The organism is Paludibacterium denitrificans (assembly GCF_009707705.1).
Classification (GTDB): domain Bacteria; phylum Pseudomonadota; class Gammaproteobacteria; order Burkholderiales; family Chromobacteriaceae; genus Paludibacterium_A; species Paludibacterium_A denitrificans.
In genome coordinates this window covers 106783-122768 of the sequence record NZ_WLYX01000002.1, presented here as the reverse complement: position 1 = coordinate 122768, position 15986 = coordinate 106783, and the positions used below count along the sequence as shown (strand labels likewise).

General features: G+C 53.0%; 19 protein-coding genes. 12 read left to right on the top strand and 7 right to left on the bottom strand.

Annotation, left to right across the window (positions count from 1 at the left end; genetic code table 11):
- Nucleotides 1–4 precede the first annotated feature (4 nt).
- Both GKE73_RS24405 and GKE73_RS21215 read left to right on the top strand, forming a co-directional pair.
- Nucleotides 5–130: a hypothetical protein gene (locus GKE73_RS24405; protein ID WP_280955272.1), complete on the top strand. Its 126-nt coding sequence runs from the start codon at nucleotides 5–7 to the stop codon at nucleotides 128–130.
- A 232-nt stretch (nucleotides 131–362) separates the two neighbouring features.
- Nucleotides 363–620, top strand: a complete 258-nt coding sequence (locus GKE73_RS21215; RefSeq protein WP_280955282.1) for a tyrosine-type recombinase/integrase — start codon at nucleotides 363–365, stop codon at nucleotides 618–620.
- A gap of 735 nt (nucleotides 621–1355) precedes the next feature.
- On the opposite strand, the gene GKE73_RS21210 is transcribed toward GKE73_RS21215, so the two are convergent.
- The 5 genes from GKE73_RS21210 to GKE73_RS21190 form a co-directional block, all read right to left on the bottom strand.
- Nucleotides 1356–2117: a tetratricopeptide repeat protein gene (locus GKE73_RS21210; protein ID WP_230371675.1), complete on the bottom strand. Its 762-nt coding sequence runs from the start codon at nucleotides 2115–2117 to the stop codon at nucleotides 1356–1358.
- Nucleotides 2114–2602 carry a sulfotransferase family protein gene (locus tag GKE73_RS21205; RefSeq protein WP_230371674.1) on the bottom strand — a complete coding sequence of 163 codons (489 nt, stop codon included), beginning with the start codon at nucleotides 2600–2602 and terminating at the stop codon, nucleotides 2114–2116. The genes GKE73_RS21210 and GKE73_RS21205 overlap by 4 nt, the downstream gene beginning before the upstream one ends.
- Complete coding sequence (locus GKE73_RS25160; protein WP_230371673.1) at nucleotides 2529–3275, bottom strand: tetratricopeptide repeat-containing sulfotransferase family protein; 747 nt, start codon at nucleotides 3273–3275, stop codon at nucleotides 2529–2531. The genes GKE73_RS21205 and GKE73_RS25160 overlap by 74 nt, the downstream gene beginning before the upstream one ends.
- Before the next feature lie 25 nt (nucleotides 3276–3300).
- Nucleotides 3301–3831, bottom strand: coding sequence for a tetratricopeptide repeat protein (locus GKE73_RS21195; RefSeq protein WP_230371672.1), 531 nt, complete (start codon nucleotides 3829–3831; stop codon nucleotides 3301–3303).
- A gap of 64 nt (nucleotides 3832–3895) precedes the next feature.
- Nucleotides 3896–4309, bottom strand: a complete 414-nt coding sequence (locus tag GKE73_RS21190) for a tetratricopeptide repeat protein (RefSeq protein WP_230371671.1) — start codon at nucleotides 4307–4309, stop codon at nucleotides 3896–3898.
- A 248-nt stretch (nucleotides 4310–4557) separates the two neighbouring features.
- Here GKE73_RS21190 and GKE73_RS21185 point away from each other — a divergent pair, with 248 nt between their 5' ends.
- From GKE73_RS21185 to GKE73_RS26330, 5 genes are all read left to right on the top strand, one after another.
- Nucleotides 4558–7434, top strand: a complete 2877-nt coding sequence (locus GKE73_RS21185) for an autotransporter outer membrane beta-barrel domain-containing protein (protein ID WP_230371670.1) — start codon at nucleotides 4558–4560, stop codon at nucleotides 7432–7434.
- 230 nt (nucleotides 7435–7664) lie between these two features.
- Complete coding sequence (locus tag GKE73_RS21180; RefSeq protein ID WP_230371669.1) at nucleotides 7665–8522, top strand: alpha/beta hydrolase; 858 nt, start codon at nucleotides 7665–7667, stop codon at nucleotides 8520–8522.
- Nucleotides 8515–9078, top strand: a complete 564-nt coding sequence (gene cysC, locus GKE73_RS21175; protein ID WP_230371668.1) for an adenylyl-sulfate kinase — start codon at nucleotides 8515–8517, stop codon at nucleotides 9076–9078. The genes GKE73_RS21180 and cysC overlap by 8 nt, the downstream gene beginning before the upstream one ends.
- Nucleotides 9079–9484: 406 nt before the next feature.
- Nucleotides 9485–9808 carry a phosphatase PAP2 family protein gene (locus tag GKE73_RS21170; protein ID WP_230371667.1) on the top strand — a complete coding sequence of 108 codons (324 nt, stop codon included), beginning with the start codon at nucleotides 9485–9487 and terminating at the stop codon, nucleotides 9806–9808.
- Nucleotides 9805–10086 carry a phosphatase PAP2 family protein gene (locus GKE73_RS26330; RefSeq protein ID WP_376767461.1) on the top strand — a complete coding sequence of 94 codons (282 nt, stop codon included), beginning with the start codon at nucleotides 9805–9807 and terminating at the stop codon, nucleotides 10084–10086. The genes GKE73_RS21170 and GKE73_RS26330 overlap by 4 nt, the downstream gene beginning before the upstream one ends.
- Nucleotides 10087–10377: 291 nt before the next feature.
- Here the strand turns inward: GKE73_RS26330 and GKE73_RS21165 are convergent, their stop codons facing one another.
- Nucleotides 10378–10611 carry a hypothetical protein gene (locus GKE73_RS21165; protein WP_230371666.1) on the bottom strand — a complete coding sequence of 78 codons (234 nt, stop codon included), beginning with the start codon at nucleotides 10609–10611 and terminating at the stop codon, nucleotides 10378–10380.
- 321 nt (nucleotides 10612–10932) lie between these two features.
- Complete coding sequence (locus GKE73_RS21160; RefSeq protein ID WP_230371665.1) at nucleotides 10933–11394, bottom strand: RrF2 family transcriptional regulator; 462 nt, start codon at nucleotides 11392–11394, stop codon at nucleotides 10933–10935.
- A gap of 258 nt (nucleotides 11395–11652) precedes the next feature.
- Between GKE73_RS21160 and GKE73_RS21155 the strand changes: the two genes are divergently transcribed.
- From GKE73_RS21155 to GKE73_RS21140, 5 genes are all read left to right on the top strand, one after another.
- A complete protein-coding gene (locus GKE73_RS21155; protein ID WP_245394146.1) occupies nucleotides 11653–12603 on the top strand; it encodes an oxygen-binding di-iron domain-containing protein in 951 nt (316 codons plus the stop codon).
- On the top strand, nucleotides 12603–13046 hold the full coding sequence (locus GKE73_RS21860) for a rubredoxin (RefSeq protein WP_245394153.1): 444 nt from the start codon (nucleotides 12603–12605) through the stop codon (nucleotides 13044–13046). The genes GKE73_RS21155 and GKE73_RS21860 overlap by 1 nt, the downstream gene beginning before the upstream one ends.
- Before the next feature lie 24 nt (nucleotides 13047–13070).
- Nucleotides 13071–14186 carry an FAD-dependent oxidoreductase gene (locus tag GKE73_RS21150; protein ID WP_230371664.1) on the top strand — a complete coding sequence of 372 codons (1116 nt, stop codon included), beginning with the start codon at nucleotides 13071–13073 and terminating at the stop codon, nucleotides 14184–14186.
- A 486-nt stretch (nucleotides 14187–14672) separates the two neighbouring features.
- Nucleotides 14673–15182, top strand: coding sequence for a PaaI family thioesterase (locus GKE73_RS21145; RefSeq protein ID WP_230371663.1), 510 nt, complete (start codon nucleotides 14673–14675; stop codon nucleotides 15180–15182).
- A gap of 329 nt (nucleotides 15183–15511) precedes the next feature.
- Entirely contained in the window at nucleotides 15512–15904 is a 393-nt protein-coding gene (locus GKE73_RS21140) for a PAS domain S-box protein (protein WP_230371662.1), read from the top strand.
- The last annotated feature ends 82 nt before the right edge of the window (nucleotides 15905–15986 follow it).

Below are 15986 nucleotides of genomic sequence, written 5' to 3'. Positions count from 1 at the left end.
TGACATGGACACTGCACAAAAGCATGAAGCACTGGAACAAGGGCAAGTTGATTGGCCAAAAGCCACCACTCAAGCCAAAGGATATCTGGGCTATCCGGATCCATCTTCAGAACAAGCACGCAGTACGTGACCGGCAATGTTCAACTTAGCTATCGACAGCAAACTTCGTGGATGTGATCTCGTTAATCTACGGGTACGTGACGTGACACATGGAAACCAGATTCTGCCCCGTGCGATTGTTATTCAGCGCAAGACTCAACGGCCTGTGCAATTTGAACTGACGGAGCCGACAAGGCTGGCGGTGTCTGCATGGCTAGAGAAAGCGCACTTGCGAAGCGATCAGTATCTGTTTCCTAGCTTAGCTGGCGGACTCTCCACACCTATCAACTCGCCAATACGCACGGATTGTGCATAGGTGGGTCTCGACAGCAGGTCTGGACTCATCCATCTATGGCACTCATTCGTTACGTCGGACCAAGGCAACATTGATTTACAAAAAGACAAAAAATCTGCGTGCTGTACAAATCTTACTTGGCCACACCAAGCTGGAGAGCACGGTTCGGTACTTGGGCATCGAAGTCGATGATGCACTGGAAATTTCAGAGCAGATTGAAATCTAGGTAGCCACAAGGAAGTTGGCAGCGAGCGTTCGCTGCCAACAGTGCCCTCATCGGCCAAAGCCCACGTTCAACTAGATCGAATAGAGCGGCCGGTATAAGACTGTCAGTTGCCCTTGTCGCCCTGGTTAGCCGAGAATGTCAGCTTTCAGTTGGTGTCTAGGACACCTCCCGACCCGGGGCGGTCGATCAAGCCTATCTTGAGCAATGAATGCTTTCAGATCAAACACCGCCTTGAGGTATCCAGAAAATAAGGGGAATTTACACAAAGTCTACTGACAGTGCTCAGAGAGGGAGTTGTGTACTCAGTCTCTACATGCACATCACCCGCTGCAGCGAAGTTTGCCCAGCTCCATAGATACTGCTTGTACTACGTCTCCCCACTGATCGTGCGTTGTTTGACGAAACAGGCGCAGAGAAGGATACCAAGGCGTATCTTCACGCCGGAGCAACCAGCGCCAGTCAGGCATGAACGGTAGCATGACCCATGCCGGGCAACCTAGTGCACCAGCCAGATGTACTGGTGATGAATCGACTGATACCAGTACATCAAGCAAAGTCAAGATAGCGGCGGTGTCTTCAAAGTCACGGATCTCATCGCTTAGTGACACCAACGACATATCGGGGGAGGCGCTGTACTTTGGGTTGCAGCAGGCCCTTTTTGCAACGCTAGGAAGGTGATGCCTCGGCTGTGCCAGTGGGGCAAGGTCAGGCAAGGCCATGGAACGGCGCGCATCATTACCATGTGTTGGCTAAGCCCGCCCAGACCAAGCCAACCCATGGGCGTGACAAATCAGACAGGCGCGTTTGCCAGTGCGCGACTCGTTCGGGGTCGGCGCTGAGATACGCGGTGCTACCCGGCAGATCGCTCAACTGTAACCCCAAGGCCATAGGCAGGCTCATCAGTTCGCAATGAAAATCGAACGCTGGCGGGATGGTGCCTTGGGGAATAATTTCGTCATAACCTGCGCAACGTTTGGCGAGCGTATAGCACTCTGGATTCACCTCCAGAATCACACGCGCGCCACTACGCTCGCGTGCCCAAGCGACCATACGCAAAAACTGGAAAATATCGCCATAGCCTTGCTCATCATGGATCAGCAAGGTTTTGCCTTTGATCGATTGTCCTTCCCAGCGCGGACGCTGCACATGGCGGCCGATCATGGCGGTATGTGTCATGTGGTAGCGAAAACGGTATTCGCGCCAGCCTCGGTTGAATTCGCCTTGCAGCAAGAGTATTTCCGCCAAGTCGAAGCGCGCCCCCATATCTCCGGGTACGGCTTGTACGATCATCTCGAGGATTTGGCGCGATTCATCCACGTTGCCCTGCGGGCGAATGGCATATATCAGTTGGCGCCACAGCGTCATAGGCCCGGTTCCCGAGGCAAGGGCATTGCGTAACAGTGCCTCTGCTTCAGCGTAACGCTGCTCCGACAACAATGCATTGGCGTGTTGATAAATAGTTGCGTGATCAGGCAACGATGTACTGGCGTCGTTCATTCCGTTGTACTGCCTGACTCTACTGCAATACCCAATGCGGCCAACAAAGGGCCAAGATGAGTGGCATGACGGCGCCAGCGTCCTTTAGACGTACTATAAATCGGTTGCCGCACCTGATTGATGCTTGCAGTTCGCACTACTCGACGTGTTTTGTGAAAATTGAGGCATGCTTCGTCCCACGGCATGTCGACAAAGGCAATCAAACGCTTGGCCTCACCTTCGAGATCGTCCACCACGTTCTCGTAGTCCACTTCCAAGAAACACTCAGGTGGCAAAACGTGTCGCAAGCTTTCCATCAAAGCCTCATAACCACGATAGAACTGCCCCAATTCATCCAGTTGGTAAGCGAATCGTTGTTCGCCTGCAAAAGACTTGCTGTAACAAGACAAGCACGTATCCACCGGGTTGCGCTTAAGAAACGTGAATGATGCGTGCGCCGGCAGAATCAACGGAATCAATCCTGCATACACAAAGTTGGCTGGCATCTTGTCCACGATACGCAGTGCCTCTGGCGCAATCCCCTCCACGCGCGATAAATAATCGCGGCCGATCTTTGCAAAGTCGGCGGCAGTCCATTGCGCCAGGCCATCTGGCACACCGCCTGCCTGGTCGATTACATGCCGCAAAGCGCTTAATTCCCCCTGCTCCGTGAATACCGGGATGCGATGCCAGAATTTGCTCTAGCAGCGTCGTGCCGGAGCGCGGCATGCCGATGATGAAAACTGGCCGCGTCGATGCAGCGCCAGCTGCTTTGAATCGGTCTATCAGTGCAGGTGTAAATGCCTCGGCAATGCGCCGCATCCAGCCTAGTGTTTGCGCCGAGTCATAGCTGAAGGTGGCGCGCTTGATGGCATTGCCTTTGTGCAGGTGGAAAAAGGCGCGCTCCGAATTGTGAGTGTCCAGATACGCTTTGCCGAGCGCAAAGTGCATACTCATCTGCTCATTGAGGGGCGGCTTGACGGCCTGCAACAGCGCGGTCTCCATTGCGGCGATATCCGGATCCTCGTCACAGTAGGTTTTGCTGTCGGAACGCGCTGCCATCACACGCACCGAGCCGGGAAACCGTTGCAGCGCACGATCAAAAGCTACGATGGCGTCTTCCTTGTTGCCGCTTTCCATGAACAGTACTGCGCGTGCGATCATGGCTTCTTCAGCCACGGTACCGGGCAGTGCTGCGGCACGATCAAAGCATGCAAGCCTCTTCGTGTTGACCCAAAGCCTGCAAAACCTGCCCCAGCATATTGTGTGCATTGGCGTGGTCGGGGGCCGCGCTCACGGCTTGGCGCGCGCACGTGGCGGACTCGTGAGGCCGCTCGGCCTTGAGCAAAATTCTTGCACGCTCCGTCAAGGAACCGGGGTGCTGTGGCGCAAACACTTGCAAGGCATCGAGCCAGTGCAAGGCCTCGGCATAACGTAAGCGCGAAAGTTCGATATCAGCCAAGTTCAGGTAGGCATCGGCCAAATGGGGATTGATGTCTATGGCTCGCCGCGCAGCAGTAGCTGCCTCATCGTAATGCCCTCGGTCGTGCAACAGAACAGCAAGGTTACTATGCACTTCGGCGTAATTGGGGTGGAGTACCAATGCACGCTCGTAACTCTGCAGCGCGTGCTCAAGCTTGCCCAAACGTTTGTAGGTGTTGGCGAGATTATTATGTGCTTCAGGGTTGTCCGGCTGCAGCAGTACTACCCGTTGCAAGCATTCCAGGGCTGGCATCAAGCTTGCCACTTTCCTGCAGGATAATGCCCAGATTGCTCCAGGGCTGCAACCAGCTGTGGCTCTACCGCAACTGCACGTCGTGCCGCACTTTCTGCTTCTGCAAGCAACCCTTTCTCTTAAGCACATTTCGGCAAGATTGCTGCTGTACGTTGCCGGTGTAGTGAGATCCAAACACGCCTCGGCGCAAATGCGTAATTGCCAGATCGAGCTGACCGTAAGCATGTGCAATTAGGCCCAGCAAATGCAAAGCATCCGGCTGCCGTGGCACCGCCTGCAGCACTCGCAGGCAAAGTTGCTCTGCTTGCGGTGCCTGTCCGGCATTCCAATGCGCATAAGCCTGACTCAACGCCTCTGGAATTGTGATTTGGTGGGCAACCGGGTAATTGTGCTTGTTCAAAAAAACCCCCGCAGCAGTATGGTTGAAACAGCCTTCGCTACGACTGTGGCTGACGTGATTCGTGGTGGTGCTATCCACCTGTGCGCAGCACTAGGGATGGGGTGGGATAGTCATGCACAAACGTGATTTTATCAAGCCCTGGAAAGGCAGGCGCACTGCCGCGTGGCAAGCACAGACACATCCGACTTACGAGCACATGGAAGTGTGTCCAGCAATCATTCGTACATGTATGCTTTACTTACATATGATGCGGCTTTTTCATAAAACCTCCTTCCACTCGCAGTTTCTTACGCTTCATGTGGTGTGCAAGCTTTGTGTGCTGCTATATGCTTATTGAGAATGCCCAGATTCCTTTGAAATTGTACGTTTTGATTCGGCTGATGGGCGTGCGCTTCCGCGTCATCCATAAACCGTTCATCTTACCAAGAAAAACCATGCCGACAAAAAACCAGCTGAGACAAGCAATGCCAAGCCAGCTCACTGCAATGAGCCCGGCGTTGGCCGCAGCGACCGCAGCCATAGCGCCACAAGCACTGGCTAGCATTACTCTCTCCACTACGTCCACTGTCGTGGGTGCTGTCACCAGTGCGCTGAACTGGACCGGCGGCAACCTGACGCTGACCAATAATGGCTCGGTGATCGTCACGAATAGCGTGCCGATTACGGCAAGCGGTTCGGTAGGAACGCTGCTCAATAACGGCAGGATTGACAGTAGTGGTGGTATTGGTATAGATGCGGTGGTGAACAGCGGCACACTTGCAGCCATCAGCAATACTGCAACCATAGTAAGCAGCGGCAGTGGCGTCGCGAATAACAGCAGTATCTTCACCCTCACCAATACCAGTGGTGGAATGATTAGCGGCGGTAACACAGGCATCAGCAATGCCAACTCAATCGGTACCTTGAGTAACAGCGGGACAATTTCGGGCAGTTCCTACGGCCTGCACAACACCGGCACCTTGAGTACGCTGACCAATAACGGCAATAGTACGATTAGTGGGAATTCCGCAGGGATTTACAACGATATCGGTTCAATTGGCACCTTGAGTAACAGCGGTACGATTTCGGGTGGCAATTACGGCTTGGACAACACCGGTGTCATCAGTAGCTTTGCCAACAGTGGTCTGATTTCAGGCGGTACTAATGGTCTTCTTAACAATGGCGGCACGATTGGCACCCTGACCAATACCGGCACGATTCAGGACAATTTTGTCTCCGGCCTATACAACGTTAGCAACGGGACCATAAGCCTGTTGAACAACAGCAGTGGCACAATCTCTGGCGCCGTCGGCCTCGTCAATCTTGGCTCTACGATCGGTACGATTACCAACGGTGGCCTGATTACAGGCACTTACTACGGCATCTACAGTTTGGGCGGCACCTTTGGCACGCTGTCCAACACTGGTACCATCAGCGGCAGTTCCGGCGCGATCTACTTTGATTCGAACAGTAGCTTTGGCACGCTGACCAATAGCGGTCTGATTGCCGGTGCGATCCAAAATGATTCCAGCAACACTCTGACCATCAGCGGCGGCACTGGGTCTATCTTTGGTACATTGACCGGCTTCAGCGGCGGGATCGGAACTGGCGATAGAGGCTCGATCGTCAATACGATTTCGAACGTTAATTTTGCTTCGGGCAATCTGCTACTCAACGACAATATCAATGTAACGGGCCATACAGTCACTAATTCCGGTGCAACGCTGCTGGTCAATAATCCAATCACCATTACCGGCAATTACAACCAAGATGCGAATGCGACTCTGCAAATCGGTGTTGCCGGTGGTGCCATCACACAAGGCACCATCAGTAGCGACACGGGCTATGGCCGATTAGTGGTATCTGGCAATTCAACCATTGCATCAGGCTCGACGATCAGCCTGAAGTCCAATGGTTATGCTTTTGCTGCCGGGCAACGTTATGTGGTTGTGGATACTGCGGGAACGGCCAATTACAACCCCACAAGTTTGAACTACGCAGCTAACGGTTTCAGTGGGGTAGTAACAGGTGCAGCTGTCGCTAATGCGGGTAAAACAGACTTGGTGCTGTCGTTAAATGCGGCTTCAGCCCAGGCCCCAGCAACGGTGCCGAATGCGATTTCATCACTCAATGGCTTATTGAGCTACACTGGTATCAATAGCCCTGAATTGCTGAATTTGTACAACGCAGCCTTAGGTTCTTTGAACCAAGGCTCGACAACGACTGCCAATCACATCGGTAAACAGCTATCTGCTACGCAGCTGGGTTGGGCACCAGCAGCACCAACTATTGATGCGTTGAATATTGTCGGTGCGCACGTTGATTCGTTGCGGTTGGCGCAGTCCGGCAATACGGGTATCTCCACTGGTGATGACAGCGTGCGCAATGGCGTTTGGGGCCAAATATTTGGCGGCCATGCAAGCCAAGATGAGCGGGATCACCTGGATGGCAACGATGCCAATTATAGTGGGCTGTTACTTGGTGCCGATACCGAGGTAAACAGCAATTGGCGTGCAGGTGGTGCCTTTAGCTACAGCAACACGACTGTCGACAATACCGGTGATACCGCAGGCAATAGCACCGACATCAACAGCTACGGCCTTATTGGCTATGCAAGCTATATCGGTAGTCCGTGGTATCTCAATCTCTCTGGCGCAATCGTACAGCAACGCTACGATACAACGCGTCTGGTCAGCTTCACGGGTTTTACTGGGGTGGCGAATGGCCGCTTCAATGGTCAGCAATATGAAGTACATGCTGAGGCAGGCTATCCAATCACGTTCGGCAATACGACGCTCACCCCATTGGCAGGCTTGAGCTACAGTTACCTGAAGCAAAACGCTTATACCGAGAGTGGTGGAAATGGTGCAGCCTTGTCGGTTGATGGCAGCCATGCGCACTCAGTGAGGAGCATCCTTGGCGCCAAACTTGAAACCTCGCGCACTACTAGCATTGGTGAGGTCGTGCCTGATCTTCAGGTGAAGTGGCTGCATGAGTTCAATAACAAAGGGCAGCGGACTGGTGTGGGTTTCGCAGCAGATCCAACGGGTCAAACTGCATTTACCACGGTAGGAGCCAGACCTATCTCCAACTTGGCAGATATTTCGTTGGGCTTAACCTTGTTACGTACAAGTAATTTAAGTATCTCTCTGCGTTATGAAGTACAAGCAGGGCCGGGGTTTGTATCGCAAACGGGAGCTTTGCGTCTGCGGCAATTGTTCTAACATTTGATACGGTAAAACTGTATTTGTTTGAAAGGCAGGCCGGTAGTGTGTGTACGTTCCTCTAGCTGGCGTACCACTACCGGCCTTGCCATATGCGTATTAGCACCACCAAGTCCGGGGATTTCCAGCTGCATTTATCGCACGGATCTCCCCCCGATGGCCCCGGCGCAGGTAGAATGCATAAACCTCCGTAACCACTCAGCGGCTAACACTAACTTGACCCATAAGTCATGAAAACTTGGCCATTAATGCTGCGCTTCAGTGGTTTTTTCAGCTTGGCACTGTTAGCGGCTTGTTGCTCAACAGATCGAGGTATGCATGCCGAAGCACTAGCGCGGCAGGCGAATTTAGCGCGAGAATTGATTCGGACTAATGATTTTGTGCTGACCGCATATCTACGTATCACCAATACTGCGGCTCCGGTGAATGTCTATATAGAAGGCGATGGCTTGGCGTGGACTTCGCGGCATGAACCCTCGCTCGACCCCACCCCCATCGAAGCTACTGGTCTTCAATTGGCAACGGCAGATCCGGGCGTGAATGTGGCTTACCCGGCCCGACCCTGCCAATTCACTTCAATGTCGATAAACCCTCGTTGCCGGGTCGCATATTGGACCAGCAAGCGCTTTTCGCCCGAGGTTGTTACAGCGCTGAACCAGGCGTTAGATCGATTGGCTTCCCGGTTGCCTGGTCAGCATATCAACCTGATTGGCTACTCTGGAGGCGGAGCATTGGCCGTTTTGCTTGCGGCACATCGCAGCGACGTGAGTTCAATCAGAACCGTGGCTGGCAATCTTGACCATCAGTTCGTTAACCAGTTACACCATGTATCGGCCATGCCCGAATCATTGAACGCGTTAGATGCAGGATCAAGCATTGCGCAGCTGCCGCAAATTCATTTCAGCGGGAGTAATGATACGGTAGTACCCCCGGAAGTTGCACAACGCTTTATTGCCACTACCGGTCCACGTTGCGCGCAGCTTCATATCGTGCCCGGCTTGAAACATACGGGTGACTGGCAACGAGTATGGCCTGCATTGTTGGCCATCACTCCTGCATGCGCGGGAATGCCAATTGAACATGGGTAAGGAACTACATATGCACACTCCTGCCACGTTGTGGCTCACCGGACTCAGCGCCTCAGGAAAAACCACACTGGCACACGCGCTGGCTGATGCATTCATCGCAAATGGAATGTGCTGTGAAATTCTGGATGGCGATGTGATACGCCGTGAACTCAGTCAGGACTTGGGGTTTTCTAAAGCCGATCGCAGTGAAAATATCCGACGTGTAGCCAAACGTTGCCGAGAGATTAATGATGCCGGTCTCTGGGCGATTGCTGCGCTAATTTCCCCGTACCGCAACGATCGTGCACTGGCTCGCGCGACCATCGGCACAACACGTTTCCTTGAGATATATTTGTCCACCTCACTTGCTGTTTGCGAGGCACGTGACCCCAAAGGTTTATATCGCCGCGCCCGAGCAGGCGAGATTGCCAACTTCACCGGCATCAATGACCCCTACGAGGCTCCACAGCAGCCGGATCTCCAGTTGGATGGAGAGGCTTTAACCCAAGAAGCCTGCGTCGCTTCGATCATGGCTTTGTTGCAGCAGCGGCAGCAAATCGATGAACAAGGAAGCTAGTACGACGTTTTCATCCGTTTGCAGAGGGGAGCTCCTTCCATTAATGCTCGCAGTACACTTACCAGCTGCATACCAGCTGCCCCTCCCCCGGAACAGAAACTAGTAGAAGTAGGTCGAATGTAGTCTTGCGCTGCAGATGAAAATGACCATTGCTTGTCTCTATGGCGGAACGGCAACTAAGTGACACATTACCGCCCTGAGCTAACCAATAACCCAAAGTCGGCTTTGGCCGACCAACTGACGATGCGTCAGCTTGGTTGATGGCTAGTCTAGAACAGTCGCACAGCGTGTGCTGCCCAGGGGACAACAGATAGGCCAAAGCTACCAGTGAGGATTTGAACTAGTTCCTTCCCCCACTAGTCTTTTCAGTTGGTTAGAATGAGTCATTTGCTGAGTAAATAGAACAATGAACCAACTGGAAGTTTTGAACCGTGCCCTATTCCTGCAAATTAATGGGGGGAACGGCACACCGGTTTGGCTGATCCGGGTGGCCATCGGTATAGCCGATTACCTGATCTTTTTGATCCCCATATTGCTGCTTTGCTTATGGTTGTGGGGCAACCATGCGCGACGTAGTCTGGCCATCAAGGCATGTCTGGTTACGCTCTTTGCCCTTGGCATGAACCAGGTAATCGGTATGTTGTGGCAACATCCACGGCCATTCATGATTGGATTCGGTCACACTGGATACCGCACGCGGCGGATTCCTCTTTTCCGAGCGACCACATGACTGTTTTCTCCAGCATCGGCTTGACGCTGCTATTTGACGGGGCACCACTGGTAGCCGTGGTGACGCTGTTAACCGGGTTATGCGTTGCTTGGGCCAGAGTCTTTCTGGGCGTCCATTTCCCATTGGACATGGCCGGTGCGGTTGGCGTGGCGGCAGTGACTTATGCGGTGGTGTCGCCAATATGGCGGATGCTGAGCGCATCGATTACTGATCTTGCGGAGAGTATGTACAGACGCATCCTGGCCCGTCCCATCGGAATGGGATGGATACGTAGCTGATTTGCTCTAAGTTGCCTGCATCGGTAGAAGCGATAATCATGAGGCAGCTAGGCTATCTGGCAGGTAGCTGATTGAAGCGGGCTCTCAAATGGCTGGTTTGCAGGGGCGTATGTGGTCGCAGCCCTTACAGGCCACTCCCTATCAGTTCAACCGCGTGATTCAATCTACTTTTTCTTTAGTTCATCAAGGCTTGCCTTTACTTCTGTGGCTGAGCGGAAAACCACATCCAGTAGAGAGCGCGGAAAATCAGAACAGCCTGCACATGAGTTGTCGGTAACTCACCTGACTATCTCACCGGACAATCCGGTCAGGGGGCATCCATCCCATTAACAGGGCCATGAAATGATGAAAATCATTCTTCTTCTGCTTGTCGGCAACTATACTGAAACACCCGCCGCTTTTACGTGAAAAGCAAGTACCCTTGCCGTTCTCACCAGTAGGAGTTTGAGCATGAACAGTCATCTTACCGACCTTCTGGCCCAACTGTATGGCAACCGGACCATCGAATACAGTTGCGATACCCATAGCTCCTTAATCAGAACAGTCAAAAGTCCAGTCCCTGTTCAGCTTACACTCGACCTTGCCGCACTAGCGGAGCTTTTACAGCGAGACCTCGTTTGCCTATCGGGAGACTTGCTCTCTGCGGCCATTCAAGATGCAATCTCACAATTGTCTCCGGAGCGAAAGATCGAATGGGAAGAAATCAAGACGGCACAGGCTCAGGCAGAGCGGAAAAACCAGCTTGAGTCCATTTGGTGGGATGCCGGGTGCCCGTGAGTCCCATCCCTAAAGGTTTACCGCTACCGGCGGCACAAAGCTCTGTACCGATTAAGGACACCAGACGTGTCACGGTGATTCTTGCTTGATTTCCCGAATTTCGATCCCCAACGCTTGTCCCAGCCCAGTTCGCTGAACTAGCAGATCCGCCAGCGTATGGAGTGAAAGCTCGCCATAGAAAGCCTCCTGAGCCGAGTGCAGCACATCCATAAGGCGGCACCACGGGGTGATTCGGCACCGGGAGTGTTCTGGATCGAAACACTCAACCATCACATTATCAGCCTCGGCTGCCCTTACTAACTTGCCCAAGTTGATTTGCCGAGGATCCTCGGTCAGGCGCACGCCCCCACCCTTGCCGCGTACCGTGATCAGATAGCCATGTTGGCCGAGGAAAAACACCACTTTGGTCAGATGGCTGGCCGAAATATTGTAAGCGTGGGCTATCTCATTGATAGTTACCAGCCGCTCTCCCGCTAGAGCGCTGTACATCATCACCCGCAGGCAGTAATCAGTAAAAGCCGTCAGTCGCACGATCCGGACACTTCCATAGAGTTTTTCAGTCAAGCCAGCATGATATTGGGTGAAGCTGCATTCTAACCTGATGTCACTCCGACCATAGCCATGCCTGCCAGCATTCAAATTAATGAGAAAAGCATGCAGGTCATGAAGGCAATCTGCTTTTGATACACATCAAGCTATTCCATGAGGGCTAATAAGGTTCATTTACGATGAATGTTATGTGGCATAAGATTCATTTTACACGAATCTTTTGTTTAAGGAGTTCTCAACATGGCTTTTACCGTAAAGAACAATATCCGCTGGGTTGGCAAACAAGACTGGGAATTGCGCGAATTTCACGGGAGTGAATACAGTACCCATCGCGGTTCCAGCTATAACAGTTACCTTGTCAAAGAAGAAAAAATTGCCCTGATTGATACCGTTTGGGCGCCCTACGCGGAAGAATTTGTCGCCAATCTGGCTAAAGAGGTTGACCTCAGTGCCATTGATTACATCATCGCCAACCATGGTGAGATCGACCATAGCGGCGCCTTACCAGCGCTAATGGCACGAATCCCCGATACGCCGATCTACTGTACCGCCAACGGAGCCAAATCACTGCGCGGCCATTACCATCAGGACTGGAATTTCCGGATCGTCAAGACTGGCGATAGCCTCGATCTTGGCAACGGCAAGCAGCTGGTCTTTGTCGAGATGCCAATGCTGCACTGGCCGGACAGCATGGCCACCTATCTGACCGAAGACGCCGTACTCTTCAGCAACGATGCCTTTGGCCAGCACTATGCTAGTGCCCAGATGTTCAACGACCTGTGTGATCCGGTTGAACTACAAGAAGAGTGCATCAAGTATTACGCCAATATTCTTACGCCGTTCAGCCCGCTGGTTACGCAGAAGATCCATGAAGTCCTGGAGTTGAACCTGCCGATAGATATGATCGCCACCAGCCATGGCATCATCTGGCGCGACAATCCGACTCAAATCGTTGAACAGTATCTGAAGTGGGCCGACGATTACCAAGAGAACCAGATTACCTTGGTCTACGACACCATGTGGAATGGTACCCGCATGATGGCAGAGTCCATTGCCGAAGGTATCCGCAAGGCAGACCAGAATGTCGCCATCAAGTTGTTCAATCTGTCCAGCAGTGACAAAAATGATGTTCTTACCCGGTATTCAAGTCCAAGGCCATTCTGGTTGGCAGCCCGACCGTCAACAACGTGATGTTGCCGCACGTTGCTGCGCTGCTTGAGGAAATGACTGGCTTACGTTTCAAGAACAAGGCTGCGGCAGCTTTCGGAACCCATGGTTGGAATGGGGGAGCTGTGGAACGCATTGCCAAGCGCCCGGATGATGCCGGGTTCCGCGTTCTCAATGCAGGGATTACCGCCGAGTGGCGCCCAACCGAGGACGCCCTGAATCAAGGCGTGCAGTTTGGTGAAGCACTGGTCGAGCAACTGGGCAAAACTGGGCAGGATAAGACAAGCGCCTCCACCGCCTGTTCGTGCAGCGGCAAGATGCGATGCAAGACGTGCTCGTGGATTTATGACCCGCAGCAGGGGGAAGCGGCCCAAGGGGTTGCCGCCGGTACCGCCTGGCTGGATGTGCCCGAGACTTTCCTCTGCCCGGTATGCTTCATGGGCAAGAGCGACTTTGTCCCTGCGTAAACGACGGTCTTTGGAGAATACACGATGAAAAAGCCTCTGGTTATCATCGGCAGCGGCCATGCTGGCTACACACTGGCCCGCGCGTTCCGTCAATACGACACCACGACGCCCGTCATCGTCCTCACAGAGGATGGGGGGGAGTACTACTCCAAGCCGCAGTTAAGTCACGGGTTTGGGCTCCAGACCAGTGCGGAGCAACTGGTCCAGAAAAGTGCAACCAACATGGCCGCCGAACTGAAGATCATGGTGAGGTCAAACACCCGAGTGACCACGATTGATTTTGCCTCCCAAAAAGTTTTGGCAGGGGAAATGCAAATCCCATATGGCGATCTTGTCCCGGCCGTTGGCGCGGCCCCGTTCGTACCGCCTATCAGCGGTGATGGTGCGCAGGATATCCTGACCTTGAATAATCTGGAGCAATACCGACGTTATTTCGACCAGATCAATCAAAGCGAACGCGTGCTGGTGATCGGCGGTGGCTTGATTGGTAGCGAGATCGCTCACGATCTCTCGGCACACAAGGCAGTCACTCTGGTCGACATTAATACTCGGCTGCTCGAACAGCTGGTGCCGGAGGTTGTCAGCCAACGCCTCCAGTGCGCCATGAGTCCAATCACGTTCCGCTTTGGAAACAAGGTGGAACGAATTGATAAAACAGAAAAGGGATATCTGGTGGCACTGACAGACGGCAGTTTGCTGGAGGTTGATGCCGTGATCTGCGCGGCGGGCCTTAAACCTCGGATTGACCCGGCAATGGGGCTGGAAACGGGACGAGGTATTGTTGTCGATGCCTGTCTGCGAACTTCGCAAGCACACGTCTATGCCCTCGGGGATTGTGCCGAAATTGAAGGGCAGATTCTACCTTTCCTGCAACCGATCACGCTGTCGGCCAATGCCTTGGCAAGTACCCTCACAGGCAAACCGACGCCGGTACGTTTGGGGGCTCTGCCGGTGGCAGTGAAAACTCCACGTTACCCGATCCAACTGGCCGGAATGACACGAGGTAGTACTATTGATTGGCAGATCGACGAAGGGGACGATGGACTGACCGCCCTTGCGCATCGCGATAACTATCTGGTTGGCTATGTGACTACCGGCGCCCGTAACGGTTTCAGTTTACTACCCAGACTCGTGCACTAGTGTATTTGCCGTGCAAAGCCATTAAGAGCGCGTTCTGATCAAATTGGTGTCGTCCCAACCTTACACCACATTCAAAGCCCCTCTCAGAGATGCGGCTTGTATGGCTGGTTGGGACAGATCTGGTAAACCTGAAATTCAGTGTAAACCAGTTGTTGTCCTTAAACCTGTCGAAAAACTGCCTTGGCCGAACTGGTGACTTCATTAGAAGATATTTCTAACTACTGCTTTGGGTCGTGAATAGGCTTTCACAGTGGTAGAAAGCAGACGTTTGGTGCCGGAGACAGAAACACCATCAGTGGCGCGGTGACGTTGCCCAGCTCCCCATTGTCGAGCTGTACGATCCTTTAGTCATGCAGTTAACCGGATGCTGGGAAGGTAACATTTATGTCCTGGTCATTCCGGCAACACCGGCTGCAGGTAGCCTTGCATTCCCATAACACTCTGCGTCATAGTTTTATGCACTAACGATAACAAAGAGGAGAGTCTATGTCGGAACAGTTTGCGTCTTTGCAAGATCAAGTCGCCCCTGATGGCATTTGCTTTGGTTGTGGTTCAAAGAACCATCATGGACTACAGATCAAGAGTCATTGGGACGCGGATAAAAAACATGTTATTGCCCGTATTCAACCGCGTGACGAGTTCACCGGCTGGCCGGGTTTGGTTTATGGTGGCTACCTGGCCATGTTGATTGATTGCCATTCCAACTGGACCGTCATGGCAAACCATTATCGACATGAGGAAAGACAACCGGGCTCATTGCCCAAGATTGACTGTGTTACTGCCAATCTGAATATCAATTACAAGCGCCCCACTCCGATGGGGGTTGAACTCAGCCTGCGTGCCCGGGTTGAAGGTGAGGTTGGCCGAAAAACCAGAGTCATCTGCGAGATCTGGGCCGGAAATACGTTGACGGTGACGGCCGACTCCATTTTTGTCCGGGTAGATACTGCTATGCTGAAAGACAAAGCACATGGTTCGATTACTCAAGAAGGCTAGATATCCGTCCCTATCCGCATAAGCAGGACCCGCCGTCTGGCATGGCATGCCATGGATGCTCGTTCTTCTTCCCTGTCGTTGGCAAGTGGCTGAGCGAGCGACCATGGCTACCCGGACCGGTCTTCCAGACTGGCCATGTAAGCATATTTCTGAGCGTAGGGATGTATCTGAGAGGCGGCGGCTAAATAGTCCACTGCTAATCGTGAATCCTGGCCAAGTTGACTCGCATCAATCACCAACCACCAGTACCCGAGTATATTAGTCGGTCATTTTAAGCGTTGTTCAATGTCGTGGAAACGATATCCTGAACTACCTGAGAACCAATGACTATGAGTACACTACTCGACCTTCATCGCCGCATCATAGATCAGATCGCCGAGGCGATCATCTATGCCGATACCAAAGGAATCATCCGTGAGTGGAATGGCGCAGCTGAGCACATCTTTGGATTCCCAAAGGTCGAAGCTATCGGCCAGAGCCTTGATTTGATCATTCCAGAGCGACTTCGGCGCGCCCATTGGGAAGCCTTTGATCGCGCGATGGAACGTGGCTCGACTGCGCACAGCGGACACGCCTCGCTGACCCGGGCAATTAACCGGAAAGGCGAGACAATCTACGTGGAAATGAGCTTTGCAGTCGTCACCGATGACGATCATCTTGCCACTGGTTCAGTAGCGGTGGCCCGCGATGTTACCGAACGTGAACGTGCAGCACGTCAGTAGCATGCACAGGCAGTAACATCTCTGCCCTGTTTGGATACACAGCCCGGGCTCGCGACGCCAGCCATTCAGCCAGCATAACGCG

Excerpts from the sequence above, each read along its gene's own strand:
- GKE73_RS24405 (WP_280955272.1), top strand. The coding sequence starts at position 5 with ATGGACACTGCACAAAAGCATGAAGCACTGGAACAAGGGCAAGTTGAT.
- GKE73_RS21210 (WP_230371675.1), bottom strand. The coding sequence starts at position 2,117 with ATGAACGACGCCAGTACATCGTTGCCTGATCACGCAACTATTTATCAA.
- GKE73_RS21205 (WP_230371674.1), bottom strand. The coding sequence starts at position 2,602 with ATGCCAGCCAACTTTGTGTATGCAGGATTGATTCCGTTGATTCTGCCG.
- GKE73_RS21195 (WP_230371672.1), bottom strand. The coding sequence starts at position 3,831 with ATGCCAGCCCTGGAATGCTTGCAACGGGTAGTACTGCTGCAGCCGGAC.
- GKE73_RS21185 (WP_230371670.1), top strand. The coding sequence starts at position 4,558 with ATGCTTATTGAGAATGCCCAGATTCCTTTGAAATTGTACGTTTTGATT.
- GKE73_RS21180 (WP_230371669.1), top strand. The coding sequence starts at position 7,665 with ATGAAAACTTGGCCATTAATGCTGCGCTTCAGTGGTTTTTTCAGCTTG.
- cysC (WP_230371668.1), top strand. The coding sequence starts at position 8,515 with ATGGGTAAGGAACTACATATGCACACTCCTGCCACGTTGTGGCTCACC.
- GKE73_RS21170 (WP_230371667.1), top strand. The coding sequence starts at position 9,485 with ATGAACCAACTGGAAGTTTTGAACCGTGCCCTATTCCTGCAAATTAAT.
- GKE73_RS26330 (WP_376767461.1), top strand. The coding sequence starts at position 9,805 with ATGACTGTTTTCTCCAGCATCGGCTTGACGCTGCTATTTGACGGGGCA.
- GKE73_RS21165 (WP_230371666.1), bottom strand. The coding sequence starts at position 10,611 with ATGGGTATCGCAACTGTATTCGATGGTCCGGTTGCCATACAGTTGGGC.
- GKE73_RS21155 (WP_245394146.1), top strand. The coding sequence starts at position 11,653 with ATGGCTTTTACCGTAAAGAACAATATCCGCTGGGTTGGCAAACAAGAC.
- GKE73_RS21860 (WP_245394153.1), top strand. The coding sequence starts at position 12,603 with ATGTTGCCGCACGTTGCTGCGCTGCTTGAGGAAATGACTGGCTTACGT.
- GKE73_RS21150 (WP_230371664.1), top strand. The coding sequence starts at position 13,071 with ATGAAAAAGCCTCTGGTTATCATCGGCAGCGGCCATGCTGGCTACACA.
- GKE73_RS21145 (WP_230371663.1), top strand. The coding sequence starts at position 14,673 with ATGTCGGAACAGTTTGCGTCTTTGCAAGATCAAGTCGCCCCTGATGGC.
- GKE73_RS21140 (WP_230371662.1), top strand. The coding sequence starts at position 15,512 with ATGAGTACACTACTCGACCTTCATCGCCGCATCATAGATCAGATCGCC.